The organism is Paracoccus sp. NFXS7 (assembly GCF_040148865.1).
Classification (GTDB): Bacteria; Pseudomonadota; Alphaproteobacteria; order Rhodobacterales; family Rhodobacteraceae; genus Paracoccus; species Paracoccus marcusii.
This window is the reverse complement of record NZ_JAKEKV010000004.1, coordinates 170,354-192,738: the sequence shown is the minus strand read 5'-3', so window position 1 is coordinate 192,738 and position 22,385 is coordinate 170,354. Positions and strand designations below refer to the sequence as shown.

At 66.9% G+C, this 22,385-nt stretch carries 24 protein-coding genes; 3 read left to right on the top strand and 21 right to left on the bottom strand.

Annotation, left to right across the window (positions count from 1 at the left end; translation table 11 throughout):
- Window positions 1-47: 47 nt before the first annotated feature.
- A complete protein-coding gene (locus tag LZ686_RS09420) occupies window positions 48-2,342 on the bottom strand; it encodes a glycosyl hydrolase family 28-related protein (protein ID WP_349547599.1) in 2,295 nt (764 codons plus the stop codon).
- A gap of 129 nt (window positions 2,343-2,471) precedes the next feature.
- Window positions 2,472-4,058 carry a lysine--tRNA ligase gene (locus LZ686_RS09415; protein ID WP_349547598.1) on the bottom strand — a complete coding sequence of 529 codons (1,587 nt, stop codon included), beginning with the start codon at window positions 4,056-4,058 and terminating at the stop codon, window positions 2,472-2,474.
- Window positions 4,059-4,145: 87 nt separating this feature from the next.
- Between LZ686_RS09415 and LZ686_RS09410 the strand changes: the two genes are divergently transcribed.
- Window positions 4,146-4,568, top strand: a complete 423-nt coding sequence (locus LZ686_RS09410) for a tellurite resistance TerB family protein (protein ID WP_045999336.1) — start codon at window positions 4,146-4,148, stop codon at window positions 4,566-4,568.
- Here LZ686_RS09410 and LZ686_RS09405 read toward each other — a convergent pair.
- From LZ686_RS09405 to LZ686_RS09395, 3 genes are all read right to left on the bottom strand, one after another.
- A complete protein-coding gene (locus LZ686_RS09405; RefSeq protein WP_349547597.1) occupies window positions 4,565-5,950 on the bottom strand; it encodes a D-alanyl-D-alanine carboxypeptidase in 1,386 nt (461 codons plus the stop codon). The genes LZ686_RS09410 and LZ686_RS09405 overlap by 4 nt on opposite strands.
- Entirely contained in the window at window positions 5,947-6,540 is a 594-nt protein-coding gene (locus LZ686_RS09400) for a nicotinate-nucleotide adenylyltransferase (protein WP_349547596.1), read from the bottom strand. The genes LZ686_RS09405 and LZ686_RS09400 overlap by 4 nt, the downstream gene beginning before the upstream one ends.
- Before the next feature lie 89 nt (window positions 6,541-6,629).
- On the bottom strand, window positions 6,630-8,231 hold the full coding sequence (locus LZ686_RS09395) for a bifunctional metallophosphatase/5'-nucleotidase (RefSeq protein WP_349547595.1): 1,602 nt from the start codon (window positions 8,229-8,231) through the stop codon (window positions 6,630-6,632).
- Window positions 8,232-8,372: 141 nt separating this feature from the next.
- Here LZ686_RS09395 and LZ686_RS09390 point away from each other — a divergent pair, with 141 nt between their 5' ends.
- Window positions 8,373-8,708, top strand: coding sequence for a DUF952 domain-containing protein (locus LZ686_RS09390; RefSeq protein ID WP_139597533.1), 336 nt, complete (start codon window positions 8,373-8,375; stop codon window positions 8,706-8,708).
- On the top strand, window positions 8,705-9,757 hold the full coding sequence (locus LZ686_RS09385; protein WP_349547594.1) for a quinone-dependent dihydroorotate dehydrogenase: 1,053 nt from the start codon (window positions 8,705-8,707) through the stop codon (window positions 9,755-9,757). The genes LZ686_RS09390 and LZ686_RS09385 overlap by 4 nt, the downstream gene beginning before the upstream one ends.
- A gap of 2 nt (window positions 9,758-9,759) precedes the next feature.
- Here LZ686_RS09385 and cysE read toward each other — a convergent pair whose 3' ends face one another.
- The 16 genes from cysE to LZ686_RS09305 all read right to left on the bottom strand — a co-directional run bounded on the left by cysE (window position 9,760) and on the right by LZ686_RS09305 (window position 22,382).
- Window positions 9,760-10,587 (bottom strand): serine O-acetyltransferase, encoded by an 828-nt coding sequence (gene cysE / locus LZ686_RS09380; protein WP_045999342.1) that lies wholly within the window; start codon window positions 10,585-10,587, stop codon window positions 9,760-9,762.
- 77 nt (window positions 10,588-10,664) lie between these two features.
- Window positions 10,665-11,375 (bottom strand): DUF2793 domain-containing protein, encoded by a 711-nt coding sequence (locus tag LZ686_RS09375; RefSeq protein ID WP_349547593.1) that lies wholly within the window; start codon window positions 11,373-11,375, stop codon window positions 10,665-10,667.
- On the bottom strand, window positions 11,365-15,246 hold the full coding sequence (locus tag LZ686_RS09370; RefSeq protein WP_349547592.1) for a baseplate multidomain protein megatron: 3,882 nt from the start codon (window positions 15,244-15,246) through the stop codon (window positions 11,365-11,367). The genes LZ686_RS09375 and LZ686_RS09370 overlap by 11 nt, the downstream gene beginning before the upstream one ends.
- 24 nt (window positions 15,247-15,270) lie before the next feature.
- On the bottom strand, window positions 15,271-15,696 hold the full coding sequence (locus LZ686_RS09365; RefSeq protein ID WP_349547591.1) for an NlpC/P60 family protein: 426 nt from the start codon (window positions 15,694-15,696) through the stop codon (window positions 15,271-15,273).
- Window positions 15,689-16,522, bottom strand: coding sequence for a phage/gene transfer agent baseplate hub protein (locus LZ686_RS09360; RefSeq protein WP_349547590.1), 834 nt, complete (start codon window positions 16,520-16,522; stop codon window positions 15,689-15,691). Before LZ686_RS09360 ends, LZ686_RS09365 begins: the two co-directional genes overlap by 8 nt.
- Entirely contained in the window at window positions 16,519-17,151 is a 633-nt protein-coding gene (locus LZ686_RS09355) for a phage distal tail protein, Rcc01695 family (protein ID WP_349547589.1), read from the bottom strand. The genes LZ686_RS09360 and LZ686_RS09355 overlap by 4 nt, the downstream gene beginning before the upstream one ends.
- Before the next feature lie 13 nt (window positions 17,152-17,164).
- Window positions 17,165-17,809 carry an RcGTA-type gene transfer agent tail tape measure protein gene (locus tag LZ686_RS09350; protein WP_127898341.1) on the bottom strand — a complete coding sequence of 215 codons (645 nt, stop codon included), beginning with the start codon at window positions 17,807-17,809 and terminating at the stop codon, window positions 17,165-17,167.
- Window positions 17,796-18,050 carry a rcc01693 family protein gene (locus tag LZ686_RS09345; protein ID WP_127898340.1) on the bottom strand — a complete coding sequence of 85 codons (255 nt, stop codon included), beginning with the start codon at window positions 18,048-18,050 and terminating at the stop codon, window positions 17,796-17,798. The genes LZ686_RS09350 and LZ686_RS09345 overlap by 14 nt, the downstream gene beginning before the upstream one ends.
- Complete coding sequence (locus tag LZ686_RS09340; RefSeq protein WP_148911741.1) at window positions 18,047-18,361, bottom strand: gene transfer agent family protein; 315 nt, start codon at window positions 18,359-18,361, stop codon at window positions 18,047-18,049. Before LZ686_RS09340 ends, LZ686_RS09345 begins: the two co-directional genes overlap by 4 nt.
- The gene (locus LZ686_RS09335) at window positions 18,361-18,774 is read right to left on the bottom strand and encodes a phage major tail protein, TP901-1 family (RefSeq protein ID WP_045999351.1); all 414 of its coding nucleotides are present in this window, start codon (window positions 18,772-18,774) and stop codon (window positions 18,361-18,363) included. The genes LZ686_RS09340 and LZ686_RS09335 overlap by 1 nt, the downstream gene beginning before the upstream one ends.
- A 12-nt stretch (window positions 18,775-18,786) precedes the next feature.
- Window positions 18,787-19,206 (bottom strand): DUF3168 domain-containing protein, encoded by a 420-nt coding sequence (locus tag LZ686_RS09330; protein ID WP_148911742.1) that lies wholly within the window; start codon window positions 19,204-19,206, stop codon window positions 18,787-18,789.
- A complete protein-coding gene (locus tag LZ686_RS09325) occupies window positions 19,203-19,541 on the bottom strand; it encodes a head-tail adaptor protein (RefSeq protein ID WP_127898337.1) in 339 nt (112 codons plus the stop codon). Before LZ686_RS09325 ends, LZ686_RS09330 begins: the two co-directional genes overlap by 4 nt.
- Window positions 19,541-20,155, bottom strand: coding sequence for a head-tail connector protein (locus LZ686_RS09320; protein ID WP_045999353.1), 615 nt, complete (start codon window positions 20,153-20,155; stop codon window positions 19,541-19,543). Before LZ686_RS09320 ends, LZ686_RS09325 begins: the two co-directional genes overlap by 1 nt.
- Before the next feature lie 190 nt (window positions 20,156-20,345).
- Entirely contained in the window at window positions 20,346-21,509 is a 1,164-nt protein-coding gene (locus tag LZ686_RS09315; RefSeq protein ID WP_045999354.1) for a phage major capsid protein, read from the bottom strand.
- Between the two features lie 108 nt (window positions 21,510-21,617).
- Window positions 21,618-22,148 carry an HK97 family phage prohead protease gene (locus LZ686_RS09310; protein WP_240542390.1) on the bottom strand — a complete coding sequence of 177 codons (531 nt, stop codon included), beginning with the start codon at window positions 22,146-22,148 and terminating at the stop codon, window positions 21,618-21,620.
- 3 nt (window positions 22,149-22,151) lie between these two features.
- Complete coding sequence (locus LZ686_RS09305; protein WP_045999356.1) at window positions 22,152-22,382, bottom strand: GTA head formation protein, RCAP_rcc01685 family; 231 nt, start codon at window positions 22,380-22,382, stop codon at window positions 22,152-22,154.
- Window positions 22,383-22,385: the final 3 nt, after the last annotated feature.

Below are 22,385 nucleotides of genomic sequence, written 5' to 3'. Positions count from 1 at the left end.
GCCGAGGTTGCCCCCGGCCCAAGGCGCCTGTCAACAGCATGATCGTGCTATTGCGGGCGATCCATCCGCGCATAGATGCAGACCCGGCCGCGCAGGGGCTGTGACCAGGTCAGCCGGATCTGGCGCTTTGACGTGCCCGAATCCGGCACGACCGTCGGGGTCGCATCGACACGGGCGCCGCTGGTCGACTGCAGCGCGACCTCGGTCACGACGGACTGGACGGACCGCGCCCAGCCCTGGAATGGCAGGCCGGTCAAAACCGGCGTGGTCCAGGTCGCCGTGGCGGTGTTCTGGGTCAGCTGGATCATCAGCGGGTTCGACACATAGGTGTTGATGCCGTTGAAGGTGTTGGCCTCGAACTGCAGGTTGCGCATGCTGTTGTAGTTCAGGTCGGCGATCGAGGTGTCGACCCGGTCGATCCGCTCCACGTTGCCGTAAAGCGCCTTGAAGACGTTCCCCACGACGTTCAGCCCCTGGATGAAATGCCCCGAGCCATAGGGCTTGACGGTGATCCAGGTGAACCACGCAACGGTGTTCGAACACAGGAAGGTGTTGCCCGTCAGGGTCAGGCGGCCAAAGCTGAACTCGGACCCGGTGAAGTTCGGGATGGCGCTGTGTTCGTTGGTCCATTCGATCGAGGCGTTGTCGATATAGTTGCCCGACACCGTCGTCTGCACGTTGGGCTGGGTCAGCACCAGGCCCGCATAGCGCAGCCCCTGCCCCGACCCGTCGCCCTGGAACCAGTGGTTGCCGCTGATGATGTGGCCACCGCCGTTCGCCACCATGAAATGCGCGAACCGCACGAAGCGGTTGTTGCGGATCTTGATGTCGTTGGCGTTCACGTTGATCGCGACCGTGGTGCGCTGTTGCGCCGGCAGGTCGAGGTCGTTCGAGATGAACTGGCAGTTGTCGACCAGCAGGTCCTGGCAGCCGCGCCCGATCGAGGTGATCGCCCGGTCCATCGGACGGGTGAAGTAGCAATCGGCGAACTGGATCATCTCTCCCTGCTGGGGCAGCATCACGCCACTGGAGATGCGGTCGCAGCCGAAATCGACCTTGGAGAAGTTCAGGCGGCTCAGTTCGCGCACGCCCGAAAAGTCGAACAGATAGCGATAGCGTTCAAAACTGTACTGCCGCGTTCCCGCGCCGCCATAAAGCGGCTGCGACAGGGTCAGCGTGCCTTGGGCGACGTTCTTGGCGTTCACATAGACCTCGCGGCCGACGCCGCTGCCGATGATGCGGCTGCCGACCTCGATGGCCGCGACATTGGCGACGTTGCTCAGCAGATAGGGCTGGGCCGGGTTGTACGTGCCGGGGCTGGTCGCGCGGCCGGTCTGCCATGCGGGGCCGGGCTTTGCCTGGATCGAGCCGTTCTGGATCACCCGGCGGTTCGCGAAGCCCTCCAGCGTGGGGGCCAGTTCGGCCAGCATCAGCGGTTCGTCCAGGTCCACGCGGCGCCCGCCAAGGTCCAGAGAGATGTGGTCGGTATAGCCCAGCAGCGCCTGAAGCGCCTTCTTCATGCCAAGCGTCTCGTCGCCGAAGGCATCCGCATAGGTCGGAAAATCAAAGCTGCGCAGCAGCGACACGCGTGTCGAGGGCGGGGTGATGAGGCGGCCCTTGAAACGGATGCGGCTGTTGATCGACAGGTCGCCCGAAATGAAGAACGTCCCTGCGGGCACCACGATCGATCCGCCCGCCGCCGCCTGGTCCGCCGCCAGGAACGCGGCCCGGTCGTTCGTGACGCCATCGCCGACCGCGCCGAAATCGCGTACGTCCACCCAGTCCAGCAACGACGGCACGAACGCCGCGGTGATATCGTCGATACGGATCGATTCAACCCGGAACGCCCCGCCATTGGCGCCCACCAGGTCCAGACCGAAATGCCCATAGACCGCGCGCGTGCCCCACGGCAGATCGACGCCCGGCCGGTTGCCGACGCCGACGATGGCGCTGACCTCGACCACCTCGCCGTAGTTGCGCAGCGCGACAGTCGTCCCCGCGGTGACCAGGCCCGCGACCGCGTTGCGCGACCCGTCGCCCGCCCAGCCCGCGATGCGAACGCTGGCCAGCGGGCCGGCGACGATCTTGACCCGCGCCGACACGCGCAGATAGACGCCGGGGATCATCGGCGTCTCTCCCATGAAGCGCAGGCTGGTCGTGGTCTGCTGCTTGACGACCTCGAAGCAGGGACCGAAATCCTGGTCGGCGGGAACGATGCCGGCATTGCCCGCATCGGCCCAAGTAGGACTGCCCGATGTGCCGTCGCTGCGCGACCAGACGCCCAGGCCCGCCCTGAAGGCGGGTGGGGTCAGCAAAAGCCCGTTGGTGATCGCTATGTTCATCGGCTATCCCTTCCGTATCGGCATGGCGGGCGGGTCCGGGAAGACCCGCCGTGATGCGGACAGAAATAGTTGATGAAAGGTTAACGGGGCCTGAACGCAGCGTGCGCCGCAACGGCCCCGTCCGCAACGTCAGCCGTGGTTCATGACCAGCTTGCCGTCAAGCGCGTCCCGGATCAGGTCACGGGTCTCATCCACACCGTAAAGCGCGATGAAGCCGCCGAACCGGGGCCCCTGGTCCGCGCCCAGCAGCACCTGGTACAGGGCCGCGAACCAGTCGCGCAGCGGCTCGAACCCGTGTTCCTTGCCGACGGCGAAGACCATCGACTGCAGCGTCTCGGGGTCGGCGGGCTGGTCCCATGCGGCCAGGCGATCGGCCAGGTCCTGCATCGCGGCACGCTCGACTTCGGTGGGTTCGCGGAACTGGCGCGAGGGGGCCACGAAATCGGTGAAATAGCGCAGCGCAAAGCCCGCAGCCTGATCCAGACCGGGATGCGTCTCGGGGCTGGCCTCGGGGGCATAGCGGCGGATGAACCCCCACAGGCCCTCCTTGTCGGCGGCGCCCGCGACGGATGCCAGGTTCAGCAGCATCTGGAACGGGATCGCCATGTCGGACGCCGGTACGTTGCCGCCGTGGATGTGCCAGACAGGGTTCGCCAGCTGCTGTTCGGGGGTCTGGTCGGGAAAGGCACGCAGCTGCTGGTGGTATTCGTCCACCGCCTTGGGGATCACGTCCAGATGCATCCGCTTGGCCGTCTTGGGCTTGAGATACATGAAATAGGACAGACTTTCCGTGGACGCATAGGTCAGCCAGTCGTCGATCGACAGGCCGTTGCCCTTGGATTTGCTGATCTTCTGGCCGTCCTGGTCCAGGAACAGCTCATAGGTGAAATGCTCGGGCTTTTTGCCGCCCAGGATCTCGCAGATGCGGTCATAGATCGGCGTGTTGGTGCTGTGATCCTTGCCATACATCTCGAAGTCGACGTCCAGCGCGGCCCAACGTGCACCGAAATCTGGCTTCCACTGCAGCTTCACATTGCCGCCGGTGACCGGCAGGGTGATCTCCTCGCCGTCCTCGTCAAACGTGATGGTCCCTGCCTTGGCGTCGACGTGCTTGATCGGCACATACAGCACGCGGCCCGTCTTGGGGCTGATCGGCAGGAAGCAGGAATAGGTCTGCTGACGCTCTTCGCGCAGGGATGCCAGCATCACCGCCATGATGTCGTCATAGCGTTCGGCGGCGCGCAGCAGCACCGCATCGAACTGGCCGGACTTGTAGAACTCGGTCGCGCTGACGAATTCGTAGTCGAACCCGAACGTGTCCAGAAAGCGGCGCAGCATGGCGTTGTTGTGACCGCCAAAGCTGTCGTATTCGCCGAACGGATCGGGGACCGAGGTCAGGGGAAGCTGCAGGTGTTCCTTCAGCATCTCCTGGTCGGGGACGTTCTCGGGGACCTTGCGCATGCCGTCCAGATCGTCCGAGAAACAGATCAGCCGCGTCGGGATGTCGCTGATCTCCTGAAAGGCGCGGCGGATCATCGTCGTGCGCGCGACCTCTCCGAAGGTGCCGATATGGGGCAGGCCCGAGGGACCATAGCCCGTCTCGAACAGGACATAGCCCTTTTCGGGGGGCTGCTTCTCGTACCGTTTCAGCACCCGGCGCGCTTCTTCGAACGGCCAGGCCTTCGATTGCATCGCGGCGTCGCGCAGGGTGGTCATGGTCGGATCTCCTGTTGAGGTCCGGAACGCTTATTGAAAGCGCCGCAGATCGTCAATAATTTGCACCCGAACGAAGCGGAGTGTGCCATGACCATCGACCTGCCTTCCCTGTCCCCCTGCGATGCGCTTGTCGCGGTGATGGTGGCGGTGTCCTGCTCGGACAGCACCATCCGCACATCCGAACTGGTGGCGATCCAGCGGATGGTCGACCATGCGCCGGTCTTTGCGGCCTATGACGACGACCGCATCCGGCCGATCAGCCAGACCGTGATGACGCTGTTCGACGAAGAGGATGGCGTGGACGCGCTGTTCGGCCTGATCCGCGACGCGCTGCCCGAGAAGCTCTATGAGACGGCCTATGCGCTTGCCTGCGATGTGGGCGCGGCCGACGGACGCCTGTACGAGGGCGAGGTCATGATGCTGGCCGAGATCCGCGACCAGTTGAACATCAGCCGCCTGCACGCCGCGGCGATCGAGCTGTCGGCCCGCGTGCGCCACATGACCGTCTAGGCCAGACGACCCGCGAAACTGTTCAGCAGATCGGCCTGCAGCGCCTTGGCCTGCCGTGTCCAGGTGCTGACCCCTGCGGGCAGCTCCTCTCCGATGGTGGCCCGGCGACGTTCGGCATCGGCGCAGAAGATGGTGAACACGCCTTCGGTTCCCGACGGCCCGGTGACATATCCGGCCAGGTTCGACACGAAGTTCAGCGTCCCGGTCTTGGCCGCGACCGGCGCGTTGACCGGGTGGTCGTCGTCGGCCAGCGGATTGCGCCGCATCAGGCGCGACAACAGCAGATCGCGTCCCGGCCCCGCCAGCACGCGCGTCATCGCATAGGGGCTGATCCGGCTGACATCCGACAGGCCCGAATGATCGGCCAGCCGCATCCCCTGCCCCAACCCGTCCAGCCAGCCGCGCATCGCCTGTCCCGATTGCACCAGATCGGGCGCACCGCTGGCATGCAGCCCAAGCGCCTCGGCCGTCAGGTTGGTGGAATATTCCAGCATGTCGCGGACCAGCGCCTCGACCGGGGGGCTGTCATGATGCGCGATGTCCTGGCCCGCTGGCAGGCGGTCGATGACGTCGGGCGCGGGCAGGACCAGACCGCGGGCGCGGCACAGCGTCTGGAACACGTCCGCCGCATAAAGTTCGGGCAGGCGCACCGGCAGCCACCGGCTGCCCGTTCGGCCCATCGCGGCGCGCGACACCGTCCAATATTCGCGTTCCAGATCATGGCGATAGGAGAACAGGTCGGACTGGTCGCCCGGCATCGCGGTGACGGTATAGGCGCGGGGGGAATTGTCGGCCGCCCGCGCCTCGACACTGATCTGATGGTCGACGCCCACGCGGGTCCAGCCCAGATGGACACGGTTGAAGTTCAGCATCAGCCCCGAGATGGCGGGGTTGTAAGGCAGATGATCGTCCTGTTCGGGGGCGATTTCGGCGATGCCGGGCAAGGCGCCGCCCCAGACAGCAAAGCGCGCAGGGCTTGGGGTCTTCAGCCCGACAAGATCGTCGGCCAGACGCGCCAGGTCATCGGTGGTCAGCACCGGGTCGCCGCCGCCCGCCAGGATCAGTGTGTCCCCTGCCCTGATCACCCGCGTGCGGAACCGATGGGCCGGGCCAAGCCGGTCCAGCGCATAAAGCGCGGTGATCGCCTTCATCGTGCTGGCCGGCGCCAGCAGCGCCCCCGCCTGGCGCAGGGCCAGCGGTTCGGTCCCGTCGGTCAGCGCAAAGGCCACACGCCCGGGCAGGCCGGACCGCGTGACAAGATCGCCGGGTTCCGGAAGCGGTCGCGGCCGGGGGCGCAGGTCCAGCCCCTGCGCGGATAGGGCACCGGGGGCCAGGGTCGCGGCCGCCATCATGGTCAGCATCCGGCGTCGGTTCAGCGTCATCGCAGCCCTTTCCGCAGTTCGGTGGAGGACAGGCCCGACATCGGCAGGTTCAAAAGCACCCAGGCCGGCGGCCTTGCCTGCGCCAGCAAAGCAGCCCGCGCTTCCGGCAGGCGCGCGCGGCGCAGGATGGTGGCCGCAACGGCATGACGCGCCGCCAGCCGCGATCCGGGCCGGGCCATCACGGCGATCGGCACCTGGCCGGCGATCGCGCGCCAGCGGTCCCAATGGTGAAACTGCACCATGTTGTCGGACCCCATCAGCCAGACGAACCGCACCCCTGGATAAAGCCGCGCAAGCGCGTGCAGGGTATCCGCCGTCTTGCGCAGGCCAAACCTGGCCTCGATGTCGGTGACAAGGATGCGGGGATCGCGGGCGGTGGCACGGGCGGCGGCCATGCGCGTCGCCAACGGCGCGGGGCCGTGCGCCTTGAGCGGGTTTCCGGGAGAGACCAGCCACCAGACCCGGTCAAGTCCCAGCCTGCGCAGGGCGACCTGGCTGATCAGCAGGTGCCCCCGATGGGCCGGATCGAAGGACCCGCCCAGAATGCCGATGCGCTGGCCTGGCCGCGCGAGGGGAAAGCCCTGTCGCATCCGGCCCGATTAGCGCAAGGCGGCGCCCGCGCCAAGCGCGCGGACCGCAAAAAGCGGGTGCCGGACCCACGGCCCGGCACCCCTTGGCGTCATTTCACGGTGATGCGGCCATCGACATAGGGGGCATAGCCCTCCTGACGCGCGCCCAGATAATCCGCCACGACTTCGGCCAGGTCGGGTCCGAAATCATAGGCGTTCTGGCCGCCCGTCGCGAAGACCTCGTACCCGTCGCCGCCCCCGCGCATGTAGTTGTTGGTGGCAACGCCATAGGTCGCCGCAGGATCGATGGGCACCCATTCGCCATCCTGTTGCACCATCACCTCGCTGATGCGCGCGCCCGATTCAGCAGCAGGATCGACGGTATATTTCAGTCCTGCCACCTGCGCGAAACGGCCTGCGGCCTCCTCGTACTGGCTGGCGCCGTTCTCCAGTGCGGCGACGACATCGGCACCGGTCAGCTGAAAGGTCGACAGGACGTTCTGGAACGGCAGGACGGTATAGACCTCGCCCATCGTCACCTCGCCTTCGTCGATAGACGCGCGCAGTCCACCACCGTTCTGGATGGCAATGGTCACGCCCTGATCCGCTACGCGGTCCAGCATGGCGTCGGCCACCAGGTTGCCCATCTCGCATTCCTGCGCACGACAGACGTCCCGGTCGCCGTTGATCGGCGCCGAGGTGCTGGCCACCACCTCCTCGCGCAGCGCGGCAATGGGTTCGGCCATCTCGGCCACGCGCGCAGCGATCGCCTCGTCCTCGGGAACCGAGGCGTCCAGCAGAATGGGCTCGCCCTCGACCGACGTCAAAACGCCCGCATCATCGAAGGTCAGCGTGAGATGGCCAAGATACTTGCCATAGGCATAGACCTGCGCCACCGGCACCTGCGCGCCGTCAGCCCCGTCGACCATCGTCGGATAGGCCGCCGTCGCGCCCTCCATGTCGCCCACGAGCGTGTGCGAATGACCGCCGATGATCGCGTCGATCCCCGGCACCTCGGCCGCCAGCTCCAGATCGCGCAGATAGCCCACATGGGTCAGGGCGATGACCTTGTCGACGCCCTGATCGGCCAGTTCCGCCGCTGCCGCGGCAAGGCTGTCGGCGTCATCCTGAAAGATGACATTGGGCCCGGGCGACGCCGTTTCAGGTGTGTCCATGGCCAGGGCCGAGACAATGCCGATCTTGTGGTCGCTGACCTCCAGGATGGTATGCTTGGCGACCTTGTCGGCCAGCACGTTCGACTGGGAAACGTCGATGTTGCTGGACAGGACCGGAAAGTCGACGCCATCGGTCAGTACCGCCAGACCCTCGGGGCCATCGTCGAACTCATGGTTGCCGACCGCCATCGCGTCATATCCGATGGCGTTCATGAATTCGACCACCTCGGTGCCCTTGTAGGTCGTGTAGAACAGCGACCCCTGGTACTGATCGCCCGCATCCAGCACGATGACGTTCCCGCCCTCGGCCGTGATCCGGTCGCGCAGTTCCTTGATCTTGGTGGCGATGCGGGCCATCCCGCCAAAGCATTCGCCCGCGGCGGTCTGTTCCGCATCGCAAGTGCTGTCGCGGTCGCTGATCGGCTCGATCCGGCTGTGGACGTCATTCGTGTGAAGAATGTGCAGAACGGTTTCGGCCTGCGCGGTTCCTGCGAACAGCGCGATGGCGGATGCGGCGGCAAGAAGGCGTCGTGTCATCCCTGATTCCCTATGTGGCCCTGTTGGTTGGCCCCGGCAGCTTGGCGCAGCCGACGGGGCGGGTCAAACCTTCAGGTCCCTGGGCAGCATGGAGGCCGATGACGTCTTGACCCGCAGCCCCGGGCGGAGGCAAATGCCGCCATGCAGATCTTCAAAGTATTTCGCGCGGCCGAATGGGCCCAGATGCAGCAGGACGGCCGCACCCTCGGGGCGCCCGTCGATCTGGCCGACGGCTATATCCACTTCTCGACGGCCCAGCAGCTGTCGGTGACATTGTCCAAGCATTTTGCGAATGAGGACGGGCTGATCCTGCTGTCATGCGATCCGGACGCCCTGGCGCCCGATCTGCGGTGGGAGCCGTCGCGCGGCGGGGCGCTGTTCCCGCATCTGTACCGGGCATTGACGCTGGCGGATGTGCAATGGTCGCGACCCATTGGCCTGACCGACGCGGGTCACGACACGGGGATCGCGCCATGAGCGTGGTCGAAAAGCTGGGACTTGCCGCGCTGCACCGCATTGACCCCGAACGGGCGCACGACCTGTCGATCGCGGCGCTGGCACGCGGTGTGGTGCCGCTGCACGGTCGAGCGGTGACATCCGACAGGTTGCAGGTGTCTCTGGCGGGAATGACGCTGCCCAACCCGATTGGCCTTGCCGCGGGATACGACAAGAACGCGCGCGTCATCGCCCCCCTGATGCGGTCCGGCTTCGGCTTTCTGGAGGTCGGGGCCGCCACACCGCGCCCGCAACCGGGCAATCCCAAACCGCGCCTGTTCCGACTGACGGAACAACAAGCCATCATCAACCGGTTCGGCTTCAACAACGAAGGTGCGGACGTGATCGGCCGGCGCCTGGCGGCGCGTCCCGCGGGCGTGCCGGTCGGATTGAACCTAGGCGCCAACAAGGACAGCACGGACCGGGCCGAGGACTTTGCCCAAGTCCTGCGCGTCGCGGGACAATCAGCGGATTTCGTGACCGTAAACGTCTCGTCGCCGAACACGGAACGCCTGCGCGACCTGCAGGGGGCAGAGGCACTGTCTGCCTTGCTGGACCGGGTTCTGACAACGCGGGACCGCCTGGCGAAGCGCGTGCCGGTTTTCGTCAAGATCGCCCCGGATCTGACCGACACTGAAATCGCGCAGGTCGCGTCGGTCGCCATGAATGCCAAGCTGGACGGCATCATCGCCACGAACACGACGCTGTCGCGTGACGGCATCACCGGACCGCATGCCGGACAGGCAGGTGGGCTTTCAGGTCGCCCCTTGTTCGCCCGGTCCACCCGCGTCCTTTCCCTGCTGTATCGGGAAACGAAAGGCGCTTTGCCGCTTGTCGGCGTCGGCGGTATTACCAGCGTGGACGATGTGTGGGAGAAGCTGCGAGCCGGCGCCACGGCGGTGCAGATCTATTCGGCCATGATCTATCAGGGACTGTCGATTGCGCCCCGCCTGGCAGAGGCGCTGGACGACCGGCTGACCCGCCAGCGCATCACCCTCGACGAGTTGAGAGGCAGCGCCAGGGCCGACTGACCCTAGCCGTAGTCGTCGGCGCCCAGCAGCTGGTTCATGCTGTGCGATGGTTCGGGGCAACCTGCGTCGCCAATGACGCGGGCGGGGACGCCCGCGACGGTCTTACAGGACGGAACCTCGTGCAGCACGACCGACCCGGCCGCAATCCGCGAATGGTGCCCGACGCGGATGTTACCCAGAACCTTGGCGCCCGCGCCGATCAGCACGCCGTCGCCGATCTTGGGATGACGGTCGCCATCCTCCTTGCCGGTCCCTCCAAGCGTCACGGAATGCAGCATCGACACGTCGTTGCCGACGGTCGCCGTCTCACCGATGACGATGGAATGGGCGTGATCCATCATGATGCCCGTGCCGATGCGCGCTGCGGGATGGATGTCCACCCCAAAGCATTCCGAGCACCGCATCTGGACGAAGTACGACAGATCCTTGCGATCCTGCTGCCACAGCCAATGCGCCATCCGATAGGCCTGCAGCGCCTGGAACCCCTTGAAGAACAGCAGCGGCTGGATCAGCCGATGTGTCGCCGGATCGCGGTCATAGACCGCCATCAGGTCGGCCCGCGCGGCGTCCCCCAGTTCGGGGGCATTGGCATAGGCATGATCGGCGATCTCGCGCAGAATCTGTTCGCTCATCTCGCCCGATGCCAGCTTCAGCGACAGCCGATAGGCCAGTGCTGCCTCAAGGCTCTTGTGATGCAAAAGCCCCGCATGGATCAGCGCACCCAACAGCGGCTCGGCGGCGGCTGCCGCCCGCCCCTCGTCGCGCAGCTGCGCCCAGATCGCATCACGGTCCAGGGACAGCGGTGTCTTTTCGGTATGCAGCATGTTCATCTTGGGCCCGCCCGGTCTGTCTAACCTCCTACATAGGACAGAATGCGGTCCGGGAAAAGACGGGCGGGCCCGGTCGATCAGTTCGGTAGCCGCATTTCCAGCCAATGCACCGCCAGAGAGATGCGCCCGCCCGTGAACGTGCCGCCCTCGGCCGTGACGATCAGCGGATCGGCCTGGTAATAGGCCATGGGCGAACCAAGCATCCCCCTTGCCCATGAATCCTGCTGCTTGCCAAGGCCCTGACCGAAGCGGTTCAACGCCCCCGCCGTACCAAGACGCCAGCCGGTCAGCGAACCGGTCAGAGTGGCCGTAACCCGCCCGACAGCTCCGATCACCAGCGCACCCGCCGGGATGAAGACCCCGGTCACCGTGCTGCTGCCCGTGCCCAGGATGACCTCGCCCTCGGCCATCCCGGTGACCAGGCCCGACCCGCGGCTTCCCATGCTCATCGCGCCGACGATCCAGGCAGTGCCGTCATGAATGGCCTCCACCCCCCTGTCGGCGACGAACGCGCGCATGCCGCGGGACGGCGGCAGAAAGACCCACCCGCCGTTCGATCCGACGGCGATGCGCCCCGTCTGCCCCACCCATGCCCCCGTGGGCGCCGCGGGAACGCCCCAGCACTGGCCATCCAGAACCGTTGCCGGGGGCGTCTGCGTCGACATGCTCTGCAATACAAGGTTTACCATGCCGTCCAGCCGCATCAGCGCCTCGTTGACGGTGACGTGCTTCTGGGCCTGCGCGGGCTGCAACAGGGCCATCTGAAGGCGCGCGGTTTCACTGGGCATTGAAGTCTCTCCTTGCAAAGGGGCCGCGCCCGAAGGTCTGCGACAATTGAGCCACCTCGATCGTGACCTGTCCGGGCTGCAACTGGTCGCGGACCGCCGTGGGGACGGTCCATGACGGGGTCTGGGTCTGCGTCTCGGCGACGATTTGCCCCGCCTGGATCAGGCGCAGCAGGTAGCGTTCCGATTCCTCGCCAAGCGGAACGTCGGCGCCGTCCCAGCCATCACCCTCGATCCGGCTACGCCTGATCCAGGTGATGTCGTTGCCCTGCTTGCGCAGGTGGCAGGGCGCATAGGGCCGCAGCCCGATCCCCGGCGCGACCGTCGTACGGCTGCGGTAGCTGGCATCGTCCGGCGCCCGCAGGGCCGGACCCACCCGCCAGAACCGCTCCTGGCCGCGAGTGGAGGGTGGCAGGTCGACCTGGCGCGGGCCGCCATCCAGCAGCACGACCAGACTGCCAGCGGGCCAGACATCCGGCATAATCGCATCCGTGCCGGCCTGCCCACGCAGGCGGCGGCTGATCTGCCAGGTGTCCGGGGCCACCAGCTCTGCGTTCGCGAACTGGATGATCTCCCATCGGGTCAGGCTGCCGTCCCCGATCGCCATCGCGTTCGCACCCGACAGCAACGCGCGTTCATTCACGGACCGCAACGGATCGCGAAGCATCCGCAGACGCAGCGGTTCGCCCCGGTCGATCAGACCCGGGCTTGCACGCCCCAATGGCGTCAGCGTCCGACCGATCAGGGCGCGGCGTTGCAGCATCAGGTTCAGGTCGAACCCGCCCTCGGCCTCGGCGGAGCCATAGACCGCGACCGATCCCGGCCAGGGATGGGCCGCGACCGCCAGCCACGGGGCATGCGGAACCTCGTCGCCCCGCAGCAGGGGCAGGTCCATGAACACCGGGAACACGGGCATCGGCGGCAGATAGCGGCCGATACCGCCCTGATCCTGATGCGCCAGACGCGGCGTGTAGAGGCCGGGATCGACCCTGACGGCATCGACCGTGATGGCGCCCGCCCGCTCGACCCGATCGATCCGCCAGCGGCGGCTCTCCTGCCCCGGCATATGCGTCACGACAACGTCGCCAGGGCCAAGATCCGCGCGTGACGGCGGCAGCGCGAACCGTGCGGTATCGCGCGCCACCTCGGCCTCGGCGATCCAGCGGTCGGTGATGGCGCGCCCTTCCGGGCGGGTCAGCACCATGGCCAGTTCGCTTTCGGACACGGCGCGACGGTCGATATCCGTCAGGCTGGCCTCGGCCGTCGCGACCGCATAGTCGCCCCCTGCCGCGACATGGCTGAGGCGCAGTTGGCCGATGTTCGCGGATTCCATCTGACGGACGGTTTCGAACCCGGTCACGTCGCCGGTGATGGCCAGGTCATCGGGTCCGATCTGCGCGCGTGCCAGTCCGTCACGCGAGACGAACTTCAGCACGCCGTCGCGCTCTACCGCGTCAAACCCATGTGCCAGCATCAGGGGCTGCAATGCTGCCCGCCCGGATTCGGAACCCTGCAGGGCATAGCCCCGCACGACGCCGGATATTCCTGACACATCGACGGCGCTTACACCCGCACCCTTGCAGATGTCCGTGACCACCGCACGCAGCGTGACGGCGCCCGCACGCCCGTTCAGCCAGTGTCCGCGATCCCATGCAGGACCATCCGACCACAGATCACCACGCCCCGGAAAGGCCGGATAGGGCCGCGCGTCCCAACACCAGGCATGCGCGCGGTCCACGTCCAGCATCCGCATGCCATCGGCATTGACCGGGTTGTTGGCGGGGTCGCGCCAATGCGCCATCGTCGCCTCGACATAGGCAGCTTGGATCGCATCGTTCCGCGTACCGTCGGAGAAATGCGGCAGCATGCTCTCGGACGACATCGCGTCCAGGAACTTGTTCGGCTGGTTCGTCGCCTTGTCCAGGGCGGCGCAGCCGAACTCGGTGAACCAGATCGGCTTCGACCCGGGCACCCATGCGGTCGCTTCTCTCTGCCGCACACCACCGGGGCGGTTGTAGTGCAGGTTCTGCCACCAGCCCGTCAGGTCCTTGTAACGCCAGACCCACGCCTCGTCATAAGCACCGTCCGTGATGGGCGTACGGTTCTGTGTCAGACGGTCGGCGTCGCTGGCATAGAACCAATCGTACCCCTCTCCTCCCGCGACATTGGCGCGCAGATAGTCGATATTGTCGATCCGACCCCAGGACGCATCCAGATGGTCGTCGCCATCGCGCCAGTCGGACAGCGGCATATAGTTGTCGATGCCGATGAAATCGATGTTCGGGTCTGCCCACAGCGGGTCCAGATGAAAGAACAGCTCTCCATTTCCGGGGTGATGGCCAAAATATTCCGACCAGTCACTGGCATAGCCGATCTTGACGTTCGGCCCAAGAATGCCGCGGACATCTGCAGCCAGGCGGCGCAGGGCCGCCACGGCGGGATAGGTGTTTCCCGGACCGCGAATCTGGGTCATCGCGACCATCTCGGACCCGATCAGAAAGGCATCGATACCGCCCGCCGCCGCGCAGACATGAGCATAGTGCAGAATGAACCGCCGGTACGACCATTCGGCCGAGCCAGAATAGGTGACGGTCTCACCGATGCGCGCAAAATCGGTCGGAGCAGCCGATCCGAAGAACGCGGCCACCTGATCGACGGCGGCCGATGTGCCGTCGGTGGTGCCAGCCCGGCCGGGGGCGACGCTGGTCGTGATGCGGCCCCGCCAGGGCATGGCAGGCTGTTCGGTCGCGCCGTAAGGGTCGGTCAATCCGTTGCCGCCCAGTTGCTCCATCAGGATGAACGGATAGAAGATCGCCTTGCGCCCCGACGCCGACAGTGCCCTGAGCCCCTCGATCACCGAGCGGTCCGACGGCGTGCCGCCATAGATCGGACGTCCATCCTTGCGCGCGACCTCGGCCGCGTCCGCACGGCCGATGCCACCCGCGCGCCACGGCATCTCCGCCCCGTCGACCTGACGGTATTCGACCTTGGGCTGCACGCGGCACTGACCGATGCGCAGATCGCTGCCGAACCAGGACACGATCAACGACACCGAACCCACATTCGGCAGTTCGCGCCCCAGGACATCCAGCGATGCGCGAAAGTCGGTCCCGCCCATCGGCGTGTTCGTATTGAAGCTGCGGCTTTCGCCCAGGTCACCGCTTTCGGTCACAGGCGTCGTGGCCAGCGAATACTCCCCCGTGCCGGGGATCAGGGCGACGGCCCGGACGTCGCGCGACAGGCCGCTGCCGTCACGTGCCGGGCATGTCACCTCAAAGCTCAGCTGCGGCATGCGGTTGCCCCACCGCTCAAGGCTCAGGTTCTCCAAAACGACATAGGCTGTCCCGCGATAGGCAGGGGCCGCGTCGCCTTCGATGGCGGCGATCACAGGGTCCGGCATCTGCGCCTCGCCACCACGATAGATCCGCATGTTCAGATCCGCCTGTGCAATCTCCTCGCCATCGGCCCAGACCCGGCCCACCGACAGGATCGGACCTTCGGCCAACGCCAATGCGACAGACAGGCGATAGCTGATCTGGGTCACCTGGGTACTGGGTGCGCCCTTGCCACCACCCGCACTTTCGGACCGCGTGACCTCTTCAAGGTCGGATGCCCAGATGACATGCCCAGGCAGGCGCATCTGTCCCCAGATCCGGGGGATGGCCATACCCTCTCCGGCTGTCTGGATGCGAAGGCGGTCGATCCGGCCCGTCTCGACGGCCTTCGCCCCACCGCCCAGCAGGCGCTGATCGATGGCACGACCCAGGACGGCTCCTGCCGCACGGCCCAGAACGGCACCCGACAGCCCAAGGACCGCCCCCCCGAAACCTCCGCCAAGCGACGCACCCACGGCAGACAGGACAATCGTGGCCATAAGGGCCTCCTTCGTTCGAATTGGTCAGGGAAAGCGGAACCGCGCCACGATCCTGGATTGCCACGGAGGGGTCAGCGGACTGTCGATGACACCGTGGCCGGTATAGGCATGCAGAAACCGCGGGGCATCGCCCGCGGCCGACAGGATGCCCAAGTGCTTGGCGATGGCGCCCTGCCGCATCCGAAACAACAGCACCTGCCCTGGCTGCCAGTGCGCATCATCGACCGGACCCAGGTGCCGCATGGCCGCGGACAGCAGCACTTCGGTGCTGCCGCATTCGGCCCAATCGGCGGTATAGGCCGGGGGCGCCTCGGGCTCCGCCCCATACAGGTCGCGCCAGACGCCGCGGATCAGCCCGAGGCAATCGGAGCCACTGCCGCGGACGCTGGCCTGATGCACATAAGGCGTGCCCAGCCACAGCCGGGCGGCATCGACGACCGGGCTATCCATTCCGGCGTCCTGCCTGAGGCGCCATCAGCCAATCCTCGGACGGCAGATGCGGAAACCCGCGAAAGTTCAATTGATTGCGAAACTTCAGCCGGCACGTGTCCGCAGCCTTGTCGCATCCTGCCGTCAGCCGGATCTGGTCGCCGGTGGCGGGCAGGATGCCCAGACTGGACCACAGCTCGATAATCCTCTGGCCACCGGGGCGTGCAGTGTCGTTCTTGACCGCACCATGGAGACCTTGCGCCGCTCCGGACAGAACCTCCAGCCGACCATGATCGAACCAGGCCGCGTCAAAGGCCGGAAATGCGGTGAACGTGAAGACGCGTCCCTCGTCCATCCCCTGGACCTGGCGCAGCACGCTCAGACTTTCCGCGCTCAGATCGACCCTGCACGCCCCATCGCCAAGGCGCGCGCTGCACCGGGGATGATAGACGCGCCCCTGCGGCGCGTTCAGCGCGTCTGACAGGCCGCGAAGCTCGGCGCGGAAGGCCCCGTTCGCACGCGAGACCTCGCCCAAAGACCCGCGAAACACCAGTTTGCGACGGGCGACATCGCCCCAGTCGACCTCCCACATACGCAGTTCCGCCTGGTCCCACCGACCGGCCATCAGGTCGCGCTCGGTGATCGCATCATCGTTCAGCGCCCCGACCGCCTCGGAGTTGTCGACCGACAGTCCGGTTCCCTGAACCAGCGCCCGCGCGGTCAGGCCGCGGTCAGGGCGGAAGGTCACCCCGCCAAAGACCAGCCGCTGGTCATGATCGGTAAAGCCAAGCGTTAGACCATCCGCTCGGCGCACGGACCAAGCCCGTGCAACTGTCGTCGTCGTCATACCCGAACCTCCACGACCGGAATGTCGGGGACCTGCCCGGCTTGGAACGACGCGACGGATACCACGATCCGGTCCGTGTCGAAGCGCACCGGAACGTCGAATTCGAACCCGGCAGAGATGTCCGCGCCTGCCTCCGGGGCCTCGTCAAAGATGATGCGTCCGGCAACATGGTCCACGGCATAGTTGATGCCGACGAACACCTCTGCCCCCCCGATCCCGGCGCGCACGGAACCCTGGACCGGCTTGGTCACGGGCCGACGATAGACCGTCGCCCCGGATCGATAGGCCTTCGACAACGGAAAGACCCGCGTTTGCCCGTCCCCGACCGCGATCACCTGATCGCCGAATGCCGGGGCCGCTGACGGCAGACAACTCTTGTAGTCGGACCAATCCTTCCACCGAAACCCGTGCAGCTGCCCCGCACGCGCCTCGAAAAAGGCGATGACCTCCGACAGGTCGTCCAACGATCTTAGGCCCATGCCCGCGTCAAAGCGGCGAAGCGCATGCGTCCAGGGTGTGTTGCGCTCCTCGAACCCGCTGGCCAGCGCCACGATCTCGGTGCGCCGCTCGGGACCGCCGATGGCGCCAAAGGACAGGTTCGTCGGAAATCTTACGTCGTGAAACGCCATCTTTTGCCTCCTCTCAGCTGTTTCGCTCGCCGCGGGCCAGCACGCGCGACATCTGCGCCGCGATCTGCGACTGGCTGCGCTGGAACCCCGCCACGTCGGGGGTCTGGATGTTGAACGTCACGTTCACCGATCCCCCTCCCCCGGCTGCGGCGACGCCCAGCTTGCCGTCGGGACCGCGCCGCAGCGGCATGATCGCCTCGGGCCCGGCCTCGCCCATCAGCCCCTGACCGCCGCGCATCGGAAATGCCGTGGGTCCGGAGACGACATCTCCGGCCATGGTGCGGCCGTTGGCGAATGCCCCGCCCTTGGCAAAGGGCATCACCCCGCCCAGCATCCCGCCGATGCCGCCCGCGATCGACCCTGCCAAAGCGTTCTCGACGGGCTTCATGGCGATGCCATAGACGGTATCTGCCAGCGACTGTCCGATGGATTTCAACGCGTCCGACAGCTTGCCGCCGTCCAGGACCAGGCCGTCGATGGCGCGGCCCAAGCCACGCTCAAGCCCCGAGGACAGGGTACCGACCTCGCGCGTGGTGAACATCATCGACTGGCGCAATCTGCCCAGTTCCGCCTGGAACTCCTGCGTCATGCGGGAATTGCGGCCCAGGTCGTCGTCCAGTTGGTCCAGCGCGGTGCCGGTCCCGTCACGTGTGGTCATCTTGATGATCCCCCGTCGTTTCAGCCAAGACCACGCCCGCCGGTGCGGGCGCGTCGGGATATCGGGCTGCCAGATCGGCCAGCCGGTCACGGGTCATGCGGGGCGCCGTCGGACCCATTCCCAGCATCAGACCCAACTCGGCAGGGGTCAGTGCCCAGAACTGATCGGGATGCAGACGCAGCCCCTGCAGGCCCGCCCGCATCAGGCCCGCCCAGTCCAGCCCCCCGGCGCGCCCGGTCATGCAGGCGCCCGAAAGGCCAGGGCCAGCAGACGGGCGGCGATGCGGGCGGCCTCCAGCGGACCACCGTCGATCTGCACCGCCGTCAGATCACCCGCCTGCCCCGTCCAGCCGCCGCCGCGCAGCCCGGCCACCAGCACGGCCAGGATCTCGCGGCTGGAGAAACGCCCGGCGTCAAGACGGGCGACCAGCCCGGTCAACCCGTCCGCCTCAAGCTGCGCCTCCAGTTCGGCCAGGGCGCCCAGGGTCAGGCGCGCGACATGCGGCCGGCCATCCAGCATCAGCGACACCTCGCCGCGCATGGGGTTGGCCATCACAGCGCCACGAAGGTCAGCGCCCCTGCCGAAGCCAGCGACATCTCATAGGTCGCCTCTCCGTCGTGGCTGCCCGCGTACTCCAGGCCGGTGATCTGGAACCGGCCCTCCACGGTGCCGAAATCAGGGATGATGACCTGGAACAACGGGATTTCGCTGTCAAAGAACGCCTGGCGGGCGCGCCCGTCGGTGGCCGCGTCGCGGAACACGCCGGATCCGGCGATCGACGCGCTGCGCACGCCGGCACCGCCCAACAGCTCGCGCCAGCCACCGGCGCTGTCCATGCTGGTCACGTCGACGGTGTCGGCGTTGAAGGACAGGCGCGTCGCACGCAGGCCCGCCACGGTCTCGAACGTGCCGTTGCCCGACATGTCCATCTTGATCAGCAGATCACGTCCGCTTTGCACTGCCATTGTCCCATCTCCTCAGTTCAGATCGATGCGCGCGCGAAAGGTCAGGTCGACCTGACGAGCCGCACCGCTTTTCACCCGCCGCGCGGTTGCGCGCAGGAACCACAAACCCGCCAGCTGGCCGCGCGACAACACCAGTCCGCCCGCCTCCAGCGCATCGGCCACAGCGACCGCTGCGGCCTTGACCGCGCCGAAGCCCGCCCCACTGTCGCTGCCCGCCATGACCGAGATCACGAAATCATGCCGCGATCCGCGTGCCGTGGAATCGCTGGCGTCACGCACCTCCTCGGGACCGAGCGAGACATAGATCCCGCTCGGCGCCGTCACCGGCATCGCGTCGAAGATCGCATCGCCCACCAGATCCGCCAGCGCCTCGTTCGTGCGCAGCTTCTGATAGACGGCCGCCTGCAAGGCGACCCCTGCCCCATAGCTCATGTCAGATCCTCCTCGCGCGCAAAGCAGTCCAGATACCGACCGGACGGATCGCTTTCCGCGACCGCCTCGATCTGAAACAACCGTGTCCCCTGGCGCAGCCGCTGCCCGGGCCGCGGGCGTCGCGCATCACCCACAGGCGCGGCGCGCAGCGTGATGCGCCATTGGACCACGCTGATCATTCCCGCGCCGGTCCCTTGTTCGCGACCCGACCGCGCCTCCATCTGCGCCCACAGCCAGCCCAGTTGACGCCACCGCGTCTCATAGCCGCCCAAGCCGTCCGCGATCCGGTCGGATGTCTCCAGCGCCAGCCGCGTCGACAGGTTCGGGGCGGCCATCAGCGCCACTCCCGGCTGCCGCGCCCGGCCAGCGTGCGGACCGCGCGCCAGCGCTCGATCAGCGCGCTGACACCAAAGGGCAGTGCATGACGCAAACCATCCTGGCTGCGATCGTCGTAATACCGCGCGGCCAACAGGATGACCGCCTGCGCCAGATCCGCCGGAACCTGGGACCAGGCATCCCCGAAGCCCGCCAGGAACGTGATCGTCACCGTCCCCCGCCGTGGAATCGACGGCAGCACGACCCCGGTGGGCAGGATCACGGGGCGCTGTCCGTCCGGGACCAGCCGCCACCCCTCGGGGGGCAGTTGGGTCAGCGTGCCGTTCCCGTCGTCGATCTCGATGCGCTCGACCGAATGCACGGGCGCCAGCGGCAGCGACTGGCCAAGCCGGTCGCGCCAATCGTCCAGCTGCATGCGGAACCGCCGCTTCAGCAGCACCTTGCCGGTGCGCCCCTCGATCGTGGCGATCGCTGCACGCAGAAAGCCCGCCAGTGCCGCCGTCTCGGCGGCGTCGTCGGGCCCTTCGAAACCTTGGGCCAGACGCAAATGCGCGCGCAGGGCGGCCACCGGCAGCGCCTCCGCCGCGGGCGCCGTTTCCTCTATCAGCATCATGTTGCGAACCTCCCGTCGTGCCGTCCGCATGTTCCACCAAAGGCGGGGCCCCCGAACGGGGCCCCGGCTGTCTTGCAGGCAAAAGGGAAGCGGGGCGCGCCGCACGCCGGCCATCAGCGCGCGCGGACAGTTGCTAAACCGGAATGCCCGGCACCAGGCGCGCCCCTCCCTCATCCGATCCCCCGGGGGATCAGATGAAGCGCAGCAGCCTGACGGCGCGGAAATCGGTGATCCCGCCGCCGACACGCTTGGTGGCATAGAACAGCACGTGCGGCTTGGCGCTGAACGGGTCGCGCAGCACGCGCAGGTCGGGACGCTCGACGATCGTGTAGGCCGCGCGGAAATCACCGAACGCGATCGAGAACGAGCTCGTCGTCATGTCGGGCATGTCCTCGCTGATCATCACCGGATAGCCCAGCAGCTGGGGTACCTGGCCCACGCTCAGCGCATCGGTCCAAAGGAAGCGGCCGTCGGCATCCTTCATCTTGCGCACCCGCGCCGCCGTCTTCGAGTTCATCAGGAACGAGGCGTTCGAGCGATACTCCGCGCCCAGAGAGTAGATCAGGTCGATCAGGCAATCCATCGGCGCAGCGGCCGGGAAATCGCCAGCCGCGGTGGTGGCGACGAAGCCGATCTGGGCCGTGGTCGCGGTCGCCGCAGGCGCGGTGGGATAGCTCAGCAGGCCGCGCGGCTTGTCGACTCCGTCGCCGCGCAGAAAGGCGTTGGCCTCGGACCGGGCGAACTTCTCGGCGATGCGCTCGGCCAGCCAGCCCTCGACATCAAAGGCCGCATCGTCCAGCAGGCGCTGGCTGGCACGCGGCATTGCGGACAGTTCGTGCACCGGGATGGCAATGCGGTCCAGGGCCGAGTTCGCGGTCTCGACCGTGGCGGCCTCGGTGGCCCAACCGGCGCCCATGTCGCCACGCTCGACCAGCGCCTCATAGACGCTGCCCTCGATGGTCACCACGTTGGCCAGACGGCGCAGCGACGAGGTGGAATGCAGCGTGTTCTGCACGGTCTCGGCAACCTTGGGTGCGGCCAGAAACCCGCCGTCGCTGGCCACCGACAGTGCCTTCTCCTCAATGGCCAGACCGCGCAGGCCGTCATCGTCGCCGCTGCGCAGATAGGCGTTGAACGCCTTCTGGTGGGGCACCTCGACCTCTGCGGTGGCGGACAGGGGCGCGCGGCCCCGCAGGGCGGTCTTACGGTCGATCATGGTCATACGCTGTTCCTGTGCGTTGAGCTTGGATTGAATATCTTCACGAAAGCCTTTGAGTTCGCTGACGAACCCCATCATGGCCCCCTTCAGGTCGGCGGGCATGTCGCCGCCGCCCGCGGCCTTCACCTCGGTCATGGTCTTCTCCTCGTCACGGTGATCGGGGCCGCGCCCCTGTCGTCGGACCTCCCGCACGGGACCGGTCCGAACCTGGTTGACGGACCGGGATGCACCCGGTCCGAAATCTCATGCGCCGCGCAGGGCCTGTGCCGCCTGCACGAACAGCGCCGCGACGTCGCGCATCTCGTCGCTGTCCTTGCGGTCCACCTTGGCCTCGGCCAGCATTGGGAAGGTCACCAGCGACACCTCCCACAGCTCGACCTCGGCCAGCACCCGCCGCCCGGCCTTGTCGCGTTCGGCCCGCAGGGTGCGATAGCCAATGGACAGCCCGTCGATAGCACCCGCCTGGATCAGCGCCGCCGCCTCGCGGGCCTGCGCCACGTCGGGCAGCAGGCGGCCCTTGACCCACAGGCCCTTGCCGTCCTCCCGGACCTCGTCCCAGACCCCGATGGGGCGGGTCGGGTCGTGCTGCCACAGCATTCGCACCTTGTCGCCCCGCGCCGCGATCCGAGCCAGCGACGCGGCAAACGCGCCGGGCAGCACCGCATCGCCGCCCTGATCGGTCAAACCGAACAGGCTGGCATAACCTTCGATCACCTGACCGTCGGTCAGCACGGGCGGACCGCCCGCGAACTTCATCTCCAGACCCGGAACCATCCCTCAGCCTCCTTTCGGCGCATAATCTAGAATACCCTGGACGGCCTGCGTCAGGATCACGGCGACCACGCCGTAGACCGTCATCCACAGCCGCCGCTCCAGCCCTTCGATCATCGCCTCGATCCGCTCCAGGCGCTTCTCGACCTGGCCGAACTGCAGCGCCATGATCCGTTCCTGCGCCTCAAGACGCGTGTCGTGCCACAGCCCGTCCTTGACGAAACGCGACCCTTCCATGGC